The sequence below is a fragment of the Bacillus sp. B1(2022) genome (assembly GCF_040259625.1).
In the GTDB taxonomy this organism is placed as follows: Bacteria; Bacillota; Bacilli; order Bacillales; family Bacillaceae; genus Bacillus; species Bacillus velezensis.
Genome location: NZ_JANIFO010000006.1, coordinates 97,575 through 109,877, shown reverse-complemented (window position 1 = coordinate 109,877; position 12,303 = coordinate 97,575). Strand labels below are relative to the sequence as shown.

General features: G+C 47.0%; 14 protein-coding genes. 10 read left to right on the top strand and 4 right to left on the bottom strand.

Translation table 11 applies throughout. From position 1 onward, the window contains the following. Positions 1-113 precede the first annotated feature (113 nt). From NQS30_RS12395 to NQS30_RS12385, 3 genes are all read left to right on the top strand, one after another. The gene (locus NQS30_RS12395) at positions 114-575 is read left to right on the top strand and encodes a MarR family transcriptional regulator (protein WP_003156626.1); all 462 of its coding nucleotides are present in this window, start codon (positions 114-116) and stop codon (positions 573-575) included. Positions 576-638: 63 nt separating this feature from the next. Next, positions 639-1,268 carry a LysE family translocator gene (locus tag NQS30_RS12390; protein WP_003156625.1) on the top strand — a complete coding sequence of 210 codons (630 nt, stop codon included), beginning with the start codon at positions 639-641 and terminating at the stop codon, positions 1,266-1,268. A 64-nt stretch (positions 1,269-1,332) separates the two neighbouring features. Then, positions 1,333-2,094, top strand: coding sequence for a YqcI/YcgG family protein (locus NQS30_RS12385; protein WP_011996294.1), 762 nt, complete (start codon positions 1,333-1,335; stop codon positions 2,092-2,094). A gap of 1 nt (position 2,095) precedes the next feature. Here NQS30_RS12385 and NQS30_RS12380 read toward each other — a convergent pair whose 3' ends face one another. Then, positions 2,096-3,424 (bottom strand): amino acid permease, encoded by a 1,329-nt coding sequence (locus NQS30_RS12380; RefSeq protein ID WP_007409059.1) that lies wholly within the window; start codon positions 3,422-3,424, stop codon positions 2,096-2,098. A 124-nt stretch (positions 3,425-3,548) separates the two neighbouring features. Between NQS30_RS12380 and NQS30_RS12375 the strand changes: the two genes are divergently transcribed. Next, a complete protein-coding gene (locus NQS30_RS12375; protein ID WP_011996295.1) occupies positions 3,549-4,145 on the top strand; it encodes a DUF1989 domain-containing protein in 597 nt (198 codons plus the stop codon). Between the two features lie 134 nt (positions 4,146-4,279). Next, positions 4,280-5,098, top strand: coding sequence for an ammonia-dependent NAD(+) synthetase (gene nadE, locus NQS30_RS12370; protein WP_007409061.1), 819 nt, complete (start codon positions 4,280-4,282; stop codon positions 5,096-5,098). A gap of 50 nt (positions 5,099-5,148) precedes the next feature. Here nadE and NQS30_RS12365 read toward each other — a convergent pair whose 3' ends face one another. From NQS30_RS12365 to NQS30_RS12355, 3 genes are all read right to left on the bottom strand, one after another. Further along, positions 5,149-5,433, bottom strand: coding sequence for an antimicrobial peptide LCI (locus NQS30_RS12365; RefSeq protein ID WP_007409062.1), 285 nt, complete (start codon positions 5,431-5,433; stop codon positions 5,149-5,151). A 165-nt stretch (positions 5,434-5,598) separates the two neighbouring features. Beyond that, positions 5,599-6,192 carry a tunicamycin resistance ATP-binding TmrB gene (gene tmrB / locus NQS30_RS12360; RefSeq protein WP_007409063.1) on the bottom strand — a complete coding sequence of 198 codons (594 nt, stop codon included), beginning with the start codon at positions 6,190-6,192 and terminating at the stop codon, positions 5,599-5,601. Between the two features lie 54 nt (positions 6,193-6,246). Next, on the bottom strand, positions 6,247-7,035 hold the full coding sequence (locus NQS30_RS12355) for a sugar phosphate isomerase/epimerase family protein (RefSeq protein WP_094031480.1): 789 nt from the start codon (positions 7,033-7,035) through the stop codon (positions 6,247-6,249). Positions 7,036-7,254: 219 nt separating this feature from the next. Between NQS30_RS12355 and NQS30_RS12350 the strand changes: the two genes are divergently transcribed. The 5 genes from NQS30_RS12350 to NQS30_RS12330 all read left to right on the top strand — a co-directional run bounded on the left by NQS30_RS12350 (position 7,255) and on the right by NQS30_RS12330 (position 12,298). After that, the gene (locus NQS30_RS12350) at positions 7,255-8,565 is read left to right on the top strand and encodes an MFS transporter (RefSeq protein ID WP_136396081.1); all 1,311 of its coding nucleotides are present in this window, start codon (positions 7,255-7,257) and stop codon (positions 8,563-8,565) included. 125 nt (positions 8,566-8,690) lie between these two features. Continuing rightward, on the top strand, positions 8,691-9,251 hold the full coding sequence (locus NQS30_RS12345; RefSeq protein ID WP_038456909.1) for a shikimate kinase: 561 nt from the start codon (positions 8,691-8,693) through the stop codon (positions 9,249-9,251). Positions 9,252-9,391: 140 nt separating this feature from the next. Then, positions 9,392-10,348, top strand: coding sequence for a cephalosporin C deacetylase (cah, locus tag NQS30_RS12340; RefSeq protein WP_122503698.1), 957 nt, complete (start codon positions 9,392-9,394; stop codon positions 10,346-10,348). A gap of 65 nt (positions 10,349-10,413) precedes the next feature. Continuing rightward, on the top strand, positions 10,414-11,199 hold the full coding sequence (locus NQS30_RS12335; RefSeq protein WP_218791478.1) for a nucleotidyltransferase domain-containing protein: 786 nt from the start codon (positions 10,414-10,416) through the stop codon (positions 11,197-11,199). Between the two features lie 187 nt (positions 11,200-11,386). Further along, the gene (locus NQS30_RS12330) at positions 11,387-12,298 is read left to right on the top strand and encodes a proline dehydrogenase family protein (RefSeq protein WP_087920787.1); all 912 of its coding nucleotides are present in this window, start codon (positions 11,387-11,389) and stop codon (positions 12,296-12,298) included. The last annotated feature ends 5 nt before the right edge of the window (positions 12,299-12,303 follow it).

Here is a 12,303-nt window from a genome sequence, read left to right as displayed (position 1 = left end):
GCTTTTTCCTCCCATACTTACTTTTGATCATTAAATTTGCTATGATCATATTAGATTTGCCGAAAATTATCTTGATCGTCAAGATAAATTGATTTTATAGGGAGGCCTGTCAGTTGTCAACAAGAAATACCAGAAGCGAGACGGAGGAAACCGCGATACAGTTATTCCGAAAGATGGCCACAAGGACGATCCTTTTTCATCAGGCGGCCGCTCAATCTCTCGGTCTGTTTCCGACCGATTTAAAATCAGCTGATATCTTAAATGAAGCAGGCCCGATGACCGCAGGCGAGCTTGGGAAAAAAACCGGTCTCAGCACAGGTTCGGTAACGGCGCTCATTGACCGGCTCGAAAAAGCGGGATATGTCATGAGGAAAAAAGACCCCGAAGACAAACGTCGGGTGATTATCGTGCCGCTGACAGCCGGAAAGGCGAATGTGAAGCAATTGTTCAGCTCCTTATCCCAGTCCACGATCAGCCTTTGCCGGCAATATAAAGAAGAAGAACTGCGGCTGATATTCGATTTTTTAGGAAAAGCGACGGACATGATGGAAGACGAGCTTGAGAAATTAAAATAATATATCATAGCACGGCCCATTCATGAATAACTTGTACAAGTTGCATGAATGAGGGGGAAGCCAATGAACATCTTTTTAAGCTACATCGTTCTCGGGCTGTCATTGTCAGCACCTGTCGGACCGGTCAATGCGGCGCAAATTGACAAAGGCATCAAAAACGGCTTTTGGCATGCATGGATTTTCGGTCTTGGCGCCATGGCCGCGGACGGGCTGTATATGATTCTGATCTATTTCGGGCTGTCTCAATTTTTGACCGCTCCTTTTGTAAAAACGTTTTTGTGGCTCTTCGGTTTTTTCGTGCTGACCTATACGGGAGTCGAAACGTTAAAAAATATAAGGGAAGCCATGAATGTCAGAAGCGGAAAAGGAAAACCGGCTTTTTACAAAACATTCGGCGCGGGATTTTTTATTTCTCTTTCCAATCCGCTGAGCATTTTATTCTGGCTCGGCATATACGGCAGCATTCTCGCCAAAACCGCTGAATCCTTCGATGCAAATCAGCTTTTGATTTACAGCTCCGGCATTCTTCTCGGCATTTTGATCTGGGATTTTTGCATGGCGGTCGCTGCGAGCACTTTCAGAAATCTTCTTCATGAAACAGCGCTTCGCTGGCTGACGGGAGCGGCGGGTGTGTCTTTGATCGTTTTCGGATTTTATTTCGGATGGCAGGGGATTCAAATGCTCATCTCATAAATAGAAGAGTCACCCATCGCCTATCTTCATCATAACGTATCATGACGATACTGGAGGTGGGCTGATGGCAAGCGAGCTGTACACAAAAAGTTGCCTTGAGGAAAAGTTGTTGGATCTGCCAAATTGGCAGAGAGTCGCTTTTGAGCTTCTATCAGAAACAATAGGTGATAAAGCGGATACGTTTCCGTGCATTCCGGGACGTCAGGGATTTTTGACAGATCAGCTCCGGATATCCTTTGCGGGTGATCCCCGCGAAGAGGGAACCCCGGAGGAAGTGGGGATGCTGCTGTCCGAGTACGGAAAGATCTCAAGGAATACCGGAAGATACGCGTCGCTGCTTGTGATTTTTGATACGCCTGAGGATTTAGCTGAGCATTATTCCGTTGAGGCGTATGAAGAGCTGTTCTGGTCTTTTTTAAACCGGCTGAGCGGCTGCGACCCGAAAGACTGGCCGGAAGACATGCCGGAAGACCCTGAACATTATAAATGGGAGTTCTGCTTTGACGGCGAGCCGTATTTTATTCTGTGCGCGACGCCTGCGCATGAAGCGAGACAAAGCAGAAGCTTCCCGTTTTTTATGCTGGCGTTTCAGCCGAGATGGGTTTTCGAAGGATTAAACGATTCAACCGCGTTCGGACGAAACATGAGCCGGCTGATCAGAAAACGTTTAGAGGCATATGACGAAGCCCCTCTTCATCCCCGATTGGGGTGGTACGGAGGAAAAGACAATTTAGAATGGAAGCAATATTTCCTCCGTGATGATGAGACGGAAGTGTCAAAGTGTCCCTTTTCTTATTTAAAGAGGCTGTTTAAACCGACGAAATAAGCTATGATCCGGCAGGGCTGTGTCCCTGCTTTTTTTGTACGATCCATGTCACGATCGCAATGACGGCGAGAAAACAAAGGCTGACCAGAAAACCGGGCCGGCTCGATTTCTCAAACAGCGTCCCGGAGACGGCCGCGACAATCAGCACAAGGGCGATAACAATCTGTACGGTTCCCATCTTTGTCGTTTCGAGCAGTTTCTTGCCCGAGAACAAAATGAACAGCCACGTATAAAGAAGCATCAGGCCCGCCGCGGTTGTCATGTGTTCATATATATTTTTCGGCAGCACCAATGACAGGATGATGGAGACGATGAGTCCGGCAAACGTCAATCCGAGCGCAGGCCAGCAGATTTTTTTGTTTTCCTTTAATCTGAAGCATTTCGGCGCATCTCCGTCATCTGCCATCGTACAAAGCAATGTCGTCACGGCAAACAGCGAGGCGACGAGCGTGGAAAATCCCGCAATAATAAAAATCCCGTTAAAAATATCAAGAATGATATCTAAATGAAAACCCTTCAGCGATGTAATAAACGGGCTGTCCTGTTCGGTGAATTTGCCCAGCGGCACTAACAGCAGCGCCAGGCCGAGAGAAATGACGTAAATCACCGCAAGAACGGCAAGCATCAGCCGGCCTGATTTTGAGGCTTCCTCCGGCTTTTTCAAATGCACGGTCATCAGCCCCAAGACTTCAATTCCTCCGAAGGCGTAAAACGCATAAATCAATCCCGTCCATAACCCCATCGCTCCGTGCGGGAACAAATCCTTTGATTCGTTCGGCACCTGCACATCCGGTTTATGAGAAAATATACCGCACAGCGCCAATATGGCGATCACGATAAACATAAAAATCGCCGCCGTCTTGACAACAGCGAGCACATTTTCCGTTTTTTGAAAAACGGACAGCCCCGTAAATATAATCAAAAGACCGAGCACCGCATAGATGGAGGCGAAAATCCACAGCGGCACATTCGGAAACCAATGCTTCGTAAACAGCGAGATCGCTGTCAGCTGGCTTCCAGTGATCAGCATCTCGGACGACCAGTACACCCATCCGTTGCTGAAACCGGCCCAAGTGCCGAAAGCCTTTCTCGCATAAGCGCAAAAAGACCCCTTTTCGGGCTGTTTGGCCGAAAGCTTCGCGAGCTGCTCAAAGACAAAATAGGTGCCAAGCCCGGCAATAAGAAATGAGATCAGCGCGGAATATCCGCTTTTGACAATAGCGATGCTGGACCCGAGAAAAAAGCCCGTCCCGATTGTGCAGCCGACGCCGATTAAGGAGAGCTGCCACCAAGCGAGATTTCCTTTAGGCTGGTCCTGTGATTTACCCATGAAGTTCAACCCCTTTATCAAAGCTTAGATTGCGGCCGTCAGAAGGGGAATATACATCCAATAAATTGCTTTACATGAAACAAACGGCCGAAGTTCATAATAGAAGAAAAAAAGGAGCAGTCTGATGACACAGCAATTTATTGTACCGCCGAAAAAAGGGCTCGGCCTGAAGGTTCACAAAGGGCAGATCATAAAAGTAGTCGATGTGGAAGGACAGCAGGTGGCTGACTTCACGGCGTACCATGCCAAGGACTTTTATGAACACCTTGATCAGGGCGCGACGATTGATGCCAACCAGTCCATTCATGTAAAAACGGGTGATCATATTTATTCGAATTTATACAAGCCGATGCTGACGCTGATTGAGGATACAGTCGGCAAGCATGACCTGCTGCTTCCCGCCTGCCGTCCGGATATGAACAGGCTTTTATACGGAAAGCATAAAGACGAGCTCCAGGATACGTGCTATGACAATATGAGCGGGGCGCTTGAACCGTTCGGGGTGCCGCGGCCGCATATGCATTACCCATTTGCCATCTTTATGAACACGGTGCTCGATGAGAAGGGGAACTTATCAGTCGAAACGCCTCTTTCTGACGCGGGTGATTATGTACGGCTCCGTGCGGAAATGGATCTCGTCGTCGCGTTTTCATCCTGTCCGATTGAAAAAGGAAAATGCAACGGAGACAGCATCACGGCGCTGCGGGTGGAAATCAGCTGATCCCGGTGTATTTGATTCACTTAAAATCTGCACCTGTGCTATATTTAACAGAGAGTCGTACATAGTGGCATGATTCATTTTCAGCATGAACGGGAAATGGATCATAAAGAAACAATGCAGGAGGAGTGATTGGGATGAGCATCCAGAAACAAATTATGAATGATCTCCATGTAAAGCCCTCAATTGATCCGAAACAAGAAATTGAGGACAGAGTGAACTTTCTGAAACAATATTTGAAAAAAACAGGTGCCAAAGGCTTTGTGCTCGGCATCAGCGGGGGGCAGGATTCCACGCTTGCGGGACGCCTCGCCCAATTGGCGGCTGAAAGCATCAGAGAAGAAGGCGGAAACGCTGAATTTATCGCAGTCCGCCTTCCGCACGGCACACAGCAGGATGAGGATGACGCCCAATTGGCGCTCAAATTCATTAAACCTGATAAATCATGGACATTTGATATTAAGTCCGCTGTCAGCGCGTTCGCTGATCAGTATAAGAAAGACACGGGCGATCAGCTGTCTGACTTTAACAAAGGAAATGTAAAGGCCAGAATGAGAATGATCGCTCAATATGCCATCGGCGGACAAGAGGGGCTGCTTGTCATCGGAACCGACCATGCGGCCGAGGCGGTGACCGGTTTCTTCACGAAATACGGTGACGGCGGAGCTGATCTGCTGCCGCTGACCGGATTAACGAAACGCCAGGGCAGACGTTTATTAGAAGAGCTCGGCGCGCCGGAACGCCTGTATTTGAAATTACCGACGGCCGATCTGCTCGATGAAAAACCGCAGCAGACTGATGAGACCGAACTCGGCATCACATACAATGACATTGATGATTATTTAGAAGGCAAGGATGTTTCTTCCGAAGTGATTGAGGCGCTGGAAAAACGCTATCTCAGTACGGAGCATAAGCGCCAGGTGCCGGCATCGATGTTTGATGATTGGTGGAAATAGAATGAAAAAAACCTCCCTTTTGAAAGGGAGGTTTTTTGTTTATCTCATTTTTATTTATCTACACTTTCATAAATCCCTACCCAATACCCTTTGCTGCTGTCGTAGTATTTGCTTTTGAAAATCCATTTTGTCCCATCTAAAACGAAAGAAGCAGCGAAGTTGCCGTTAGGGCTTTGAACGAGTTTGATGGCATTAATGCCGGCATCTGCTTTCGTTGAGATTGGGCTATTTTCCGCGGATGCGGATGCTGTTGGTGATGCGGCAAAGGCAGGAGCGGCAGACATCAGTAAGGCAAGAGACAGCGCAGAACCGGTTAACACTTTTTTGAATTTCATTTCGAGCACTCCCTTTTCAAATGAAATGTGTTACAGTGTTAATAATTAGATTATTATCCATAAAATTCCTTCTGCATTTCTAAAATTTTTTTCTTAACCTTCAGAGGGGCTTTTTATTTATTGATCCATTTGCATGGATCAGGGACATGTTTTCAAAACGTTTTTTTATTTGATACGGATATGATTCAGCTTCACCATCAATCTGTCGGTGAATCTTCGAAGGCTTCCTCTCGAATCAGGCTCAAGAGGCAGATTTGCTTGGGCAGCGATCGTTTCTGCGACCTGCTGAATAGACATTTGGTCTGTATGGAGATGTTCTGTGAAGAGGCTATCAGACAGGCTGTTGATGCAGCGGTCGATTTGTTTTGCGGCCCAGGAGTTTTTTCCTTCCGCTCTGGTGCGCAGGCGTTTCAGCAATGTTTCCTTTGAAGCCAGCAGGGTAAAGTGGTGAATGGTCCGGCCATCCTGTCTCAGCCTGCTGATAATGTCATGGAAGTATTGATCGTTCGTAATGGTCATGGGCACAATGATGATGCCCTGATATGTATCTGACAAATAGGAAAGCATGCTGTAATTGAATTCCCGCCACAGAGGGTAGCTTTGAAAGTCATCTTCAGCGATATCCGGCGGTATCATCGAACGCATCGCAAACCCCATCTTTTCAGGATCATATATGTAAGACGGTTTCAGTCTTCTGTGCAGTTCAAACGCTGTTTGTGTTTTTCCGGAACCGAAAGCCCCATTTATCCAAATGATCATCATGATATCACCCTTTTTCTATATGATACAAAAAAAGACCCTTCGATCGAAGAGTCAGCGGGAAAAAACAGACGTATATTCGCGGAGCGATTCCTTTATATGCGTAAAGGCATGTTCCCCAAAATACTCAAGAGAAACAAAACCGTCATATTGTCTGTTCATCAGCTCTTTTAAAAATGCTTTTTGATCGAGATCTCCTTGAAAAATCGGAGTTGGCTTGCTGAGATACCAGTTGTCAAAATTCCAGTGATAGTTTTTCAGATGAATGTGGCTGACGGTATGATACAGTTTTTCCAAAGCGGACATTTGGTCAACGTGATTGACGTGTAGGTTGGAGCCGTCAAAAATGGTGCGGACCCGCGGATGTCCGACATCCTCCAAAAATGCCAGCGCCGCCTCCGGTGTATCCGCGTACGTATCGTAATGAATCTCAAGCCCGATATCGACTTCATAGTCATCTGCGAGCCGTGCCGCCTGCTGAAATTGATCAACCGCACGTTGCCACTTTTCCGGTGACGTCCGGTGCGAAGGAAGATTGCCGGCAAAGACTCTGATCAAGGGACTGTGCAGCTGTCGTGCCGCGCTTAATGCCCTTTGAACATCCTTTAACGCCTGCCTTTCATCCTGAGTGGCGAAGTCAGTGTACAAACTGACGGCAGGCACCCCGATGCCTTCCTCCTGAAGCTGCTGATAAAGCTTGTCGAGCGGGCCGATTTCATCTATATATTGTTTAGCGTGTCCGTACCACAGTTCGATTCCCTCAAAGGAGTGCTCCTTCGCGAAAGAAATGATGTCAAAAATATGCTCTTTCTTAAATCCTGTCGTGCAAAAACTCAGTTTCATCGGTAATCCTCCCGTAACTGTCTATCATATGTGTACTTTTTCCCCGGGTGCGATACGGATAAACAGGTGAAAAGGGCAGACACTTTTTTATAAGCGGGGTGTGTCTGCATCAGGTCAGTGCGGCACACAAATTGTTTAACGCTTTTTTGCGTCAAAGTATTAAATAATTAACCGAAGTGTTGTACAATTAATTTCATTCGAGTAAGGGGGGAGAAGCCATTGAAAAAAGAAACGGAGCTGAGGGCCTTCAGTCCCGTCCGCAATAAACCGACTCGCGCTCGTTATGTGATATTGGTTCTTTTGTTTTTTATCACTGCGATTAATTATATAGACCGAGCCAGTGTATCTATTGTCGGCCCATCCATTCAACATTCGCTGAACCTAAGCCCCGCGCTTTTGGGCATCGTTTTTTCTGCGTTCAGCTGGACCTATACGGGGATGCAGATTCCAGGCGGGCTCATTTTGGATAAATTCGGGTCAAAACGGACATACGGAATTTCTTTATTTGTGTGGTCGGTTTTTACCGGAGTACAAGCTTTTGCGACAAGTTTCGGGTTTCTATTCGGCTGCCGCCTGCTCATCGGCATAGCTGAATCGCCGGCGTTTCCGGCAAACAACCGGATTGTCACGACATGGTTTCCAAGGCGGGAACGCGCCTTTGCGACGGGTGTTTATACGGCGGGGGAATATGTCGGGCTGGCGTTTGCCACACCGGTTTTATTCTGGGTGTTAACGGCATTTGACTGGCGCGCCGTATTTATTTCCTCAGGGGTGCTCGGAATTGTTTTCTCCATTTTCTGGTTTAAAATGTATCACGAGCCGAACGGGTATCGGAAAGTGAATCGTGAGGAGCTTGATTATATTAAAGAAGGCGGCGGACTGACTGAGGTGTCTGATGCAGCCGGCAGGATATCGTGGGCGGATTTCGTCCAGCTTCTAAAATACCGCAAGCTTGTCGGATTGTATATCGGCCAATTCGCCGTAGCCTCCACGCTGTTCTTCTTTTTGACATGGTTTCCGACTTATCTGGCGGAGGCAAAGCACATGGCTTTCTTAAAAGTCGGCTTCGCCGCATCAATTCCGTATATCGCCGCTTTTTTCGGCGTATTGTTCGGCGGGTATTGGTCTGACGGCATGATGAAACGGGGGGTGTCGGTGAACGTTGCCCGGAAAACGCCCGTCATCCTCGGTCTTCTGCTGACAGGCTCCATCGTGCTCGCGAATGTTACGGATTCTGCTCCCGCGGTTTTGACGATCTTATCCATTGCTTCTTTTGCGCAGGGCATGTCCAATATATCCTGGACGATGCTGAGTGAGGTCGCGCCAAGCGAAACAATCGGATTGGCAGGGGGCGTCTTTAGCTTTTTCGCCAATATGGCCGGCATTATCACCCCGCTTCTCATCGGGTTTATCGTTTCTGCGACCGGTTCATATAACGGAGCGATTCTGTTTGTCGGCGCTGTCGCATTTATCGGGGCATTTTCTTATATTTTCATTGTCGGAAAGGTGGAACGCATTAAGCTCCGATAGAAAGAAAAACTCATCTCTGCTTATAAAGGATGGGTTTTCTTTCATTGCATTATCTCTATATTTCAATATTGAGTTATCATATAATAAACATAACTTTTTCATTTCTTAGGAGGATTTCGCCGAAGATGAACGCAAAACGTGCCATTCCCGTAAGAGAAAGAAATATCGTACTGATCGGATTCATGGGTGTCGGAAAGACAACAATCGGCCAGCTGGTCGCTAAGAAACTATACAGAGACTTTATTGATATTGATTTGCAGATTGAGAAAGATTTCAATATGTCCATCCCTGAAATGTTTGAGCAGAAGGGTGAAGCCTTTTTCCGTCAGACCGAAAAGGATTATATATTAGATATTTGCCGTAATACGAAATTCAAGATCGTGTCGCTTGGGGGCGGTTCGTTTAAACAAGAGGAAATCAGACAGTGCTGCCTTGAAAACTGTCTCGTGCTCCATCTTGATTTATCATGGGAGAATTGGAAGCAGCGGGCTGATCTGCTGATTGAAAGCCGTCCCGTTCTGCATAACCGTTCCATGGATGAAATGCAGCAGCTCTTTAACGAGCGCCAAAGCATCTATGATAAACATAATTCAAAAGTGGCGACGGATAATCTGGAACCAGAAGAAATCGCCGATTATATCGTAGAAACGTTAAAAATCGGCTGGGACCTGTATCAGCCGATGTAAAAAGAGCCGTGACGCTGTGAGCGCACGGCTTTTTTGTTTTTAAACAAACGTTTATTAAAATGTTTAGAAAATGAGTGTAAAATCGTGTTAAGATAGAGTCAGAAAATTAAATCTTATAAAACAAAGGAGAATAATCGGATATGCAATTATACGACTTGCCGCTCGACCAACTGCAAACCTATAAACCAAATAAAACCGCTCCTCATGACTTTTCGGATTTTTGGGCATCATCATTACATGAGCTTGCAAAGGAAGAGGCAAAGCCTGAATTGACGGCTGAAAGCTACCCGGCTGACGGCGTGAAAGTATTCCGGCTGACATACCGAAGCTTCGGCAAGGCGGAAATTGAGGGATGGTACGCCGTTCCCGACCGGCAAGGACCGCATCCGGCCATCGTGAAATATCACGGCTATAACGCGAGCTATGACGGGGATATACATGACATCGTAAATTGGGCGCTTCACGGATATGCCGCGTTCGGCATGCTTGTCCGCGGCCAGCACAGCAGCACAGATACAAGCGTCTCACCGCACGGACACGTTCCCGGCTGGATGACGAAAGGGATTTTAGATAAAGATACATATTATTACCGCGGCGTGTACTTAGACGCCGTCCGGGCTTTGGAAGTCATCAGCGGCTTTGATGAAGTGGATGAAACGAGGATCGCCGTCATCGGCGGGAGCCAGGGAGGCGGACTTTCAATCGCCGCGGCGGCACTATCTGACATTCCGAGAGCGGTTGCGGCCGATTATCCTTATTTAAGCAATTTTGAGCGGGCCATTGATGTCGCTCTTGATGAGCCGTATCTTGAGATTAACTCCTTTTTCAGAAAGAACGGCAGCCCCGAAACGGAGAAGGCCGCGATGAATACACTGGCCTATTTTGATATCATGAATCTGGCGGACCGCGTAAAAGTTCCGGTGCTCATGTCCATCGGGCTGATTGACCGTGTGACCCCGCCGTCGACGGTATTTGCCGCGTACAATCATCTGGAAACGGAAAAAGAATTGAAGGTTTACCGGTATTTCGGACATGAATACATACCTTCTTTCCATAGGGAAAAGCTGGCCTTTCTGAAAGCGCATCTGAAAGGCTGACGACAGCGAAAAGCCCAAGTACTTGGGCTTTTTTCAGGAATGATCACGGAAAAGGACGGATACAGATGAAACAAAGGATCATCGAAGAATTAAAACGAATTGAAGCACAGCACGGCGTCAAGGTGCTTTACGCCGTAGAATCAGGGAGCCGCGCATGGGGGTTTCCGTCAAGCGACAGCGACTACGATGTGCGGTTTCTCTATGTGCCGAAAAAGGAATGGTACTTTTCGATCGAACCGCATAGGGATGTCATAGAAGAGCCGATTCATGACATGCTTGACATCAGCGGCTGGGAACTGAGAAAAGCGCTGCGGCTTTTTAAAAAATCAAATCCGCCTCTTTTGGAATGGCTCTCTTCTGAGATGATCTATTATGAAGCTTTCTCAGCGGCTGAAAAGCTTCGAAAACTGAAAATCCGCGCCTTTTCGCCTGAAGCCGGCATCTATCATTATCTCAATATGGCAAAACGGAATGAAAAAACGGAATTGCGGGGCAGTGAAGTGAAGATTAAAAAGTATTTTTATGTTCTGCGTCCTCTCCTTGCCTGCAGATGGATTGAAACGTTCGGCTCCGTACCGCCGATGTCATTTCCCGTACTGGCCGATGCCTTATTGACGGATGAAGCGCTCATTTCTGAAATCAATACACTGCTTACAAGGAAAAAAAGCGGTCAGGAGCTGGCTCCGGAACCGAGAAATACGATCATTCATGCATTTATAGAAGAAGAAATAGAACGCATCGGGCACTATGTCAAAACGATCAAAACGCCGAAACCTGACATAACGGAGGAACTGAATCGGCTATTGATTCAGACCATCGAAGAGGCGTGGGGGGCAAAAGGCGGAAATTGACGATTGCCGTCATTTCCGTCCGCCTTTTTTCGGCATAATCCGCCTGCTATCTAAGAAGCTGATTGTGGTAAAACCACAAAAATTTATCAGAATCTTTGTATTTTTAGAATATTGTGAGAGGATGTTTTGTCCATTTACAATAGACTCATACAAATACTTCTTAGATTGCGGGGTGTTAAGGTTGGAAGTGATTACAAGAGATTTTTTCTTATTTTTATCCAAGAGCAGCTTTCTCAATAAGATGGCGCGAAGCTGGGGAAGCCGTGTGGCAGCCGGCAAAATCATCGGAGGAATGGATTTCCGCAGTTCTATCCCGACAATCCGACATTTGAACAGCCAGGGGCTGTCAGTTACTGTCGATCATTTGGGGGAATTTGTCAACAGCGGTGATGTCGCGAAAGAACGCACCGAGGAGTGCATGCAGACCATCGCCTTAATCGCTGATGAACAGCTGAATTCCCAAGTGTCATTAAAAATGACGTCTTTAGGTCTTGATATAGATCTCGATCTCGTCTATGAAAACATGACGAAAATCCTCCAGACGGCTGAAAAACATAAAGTCATGGTGACGATTGACATGGAAGATGAAACGAGATGCCAGAAGACGCTGGATATCTTTAAAGACTTCCGAAGCCGGTATGAATATGTAAGCACCGTGGTGCAGGCCTATCTGTACAGAACGGAGAAGGATCTTGATGACCTCAGCCCGCTGAATCCGTTTCTGCGGCTTGTCAAAGGGGCCTATAAAGAATCGGAAAAGGTGGCCTATCCTGAAAAAAGCGACGTCGATGAAAATTATAAAAGACTCATCCGCAAACAGCTTTTAAAAGGACATTATACGGCAGTTGCCACGCATGATGACAAAATGATCGAGTTTACAAAACAGCTTGCCAAAGAGCACGGCATTCCAAACGACCGTTTTGAGTTTCAGATGCTGTACGGCATGCGCTCGCAAACCCAGCTCAGCCTGGTGGAAGAAGGATACCGCATGAGAGTCTACCTGCCTTACGGGGATGACTGGTACGGCTATTTCATGAGACGGCTCGCTGAACGCCCCTCAAACATCGCATTCGCCTTTAAAGGAATGACTAAGAAGTAAAAAAG

Coding starts and splice junctions, on each gene's coding strand:
- NQS30_RS12390 (WP_003156625.1), top strand. CDS start 639: ATGAACATCTTTTTAAGCTACATCGTTCTCGGGCTGTCATTGTCAGCA.
- NQS30_RS12385 (WP_011996294.1), top strand. CDS start 1,333: ATGGCAAGCGAGCTGTACACAAAAAGTTGCCTTGAGGAAAAGTTGTTG.
- NQS30_RS12380 (WP_007409059.1), bottom strand. CDS start 3,424: ATGGGTAAATCACAGGACCAGCCTAAAGGAAATCTCGCTTGGTGGCAG.
- NQS30_RS12375 (WP_011996295.1), top strand. CDS start 3,549: ATGACACAGCAATTTATTGTACCGCCGAAAAAAGGGCTCGGCCTGAAG.
- nadE (WP_007409061.1), top strand. CDS start 4,280: ATGAGCATCCAGAAACAAATTATGAATGATCTCCATGTAAAGCCCTCA.
- NQS30_RS12365 (WP_007409062.1), bottom strand. CDS start 5,433: ATGAAATTCAAAAAAGTGTTAACCGGTTCTGCGCTGTCTCTTGCCTTA.
- tmrB (WP_007409063.1), bottom strand. CDS start 6,192: ATGATCATTTGGATAAATGGGGCTTTCGGTTCCGGAAAAACACAAACA.
- NQS30_RS12355 (WP_094031480.1), bottom strand. CDS start 7,035: ATGAAACTGAGTTTTTGCACGACAGGATTTAAGAAAGAGCATATTTTT.
- NQS30_RS12345 (WP_038456909.1), top strand. CDS start 8,691: ATGAACGCAAAACGTGCCATTCCCGTAAGAGAAAGAAATATCGTACTG.
- cah (WP_122503698.1), top strand. CDS start 9,392: ATGCAATTATACGACTTGCCGCTCGACCAACTGCAAACCTATAAACCA.
- NQS30_RS12335 (WP_218791478.1), top strand. CDS start 10,414: ATGAAACAAAGGATCATCGAAGAATTAAAACGAATTGAAGCACAGCAC.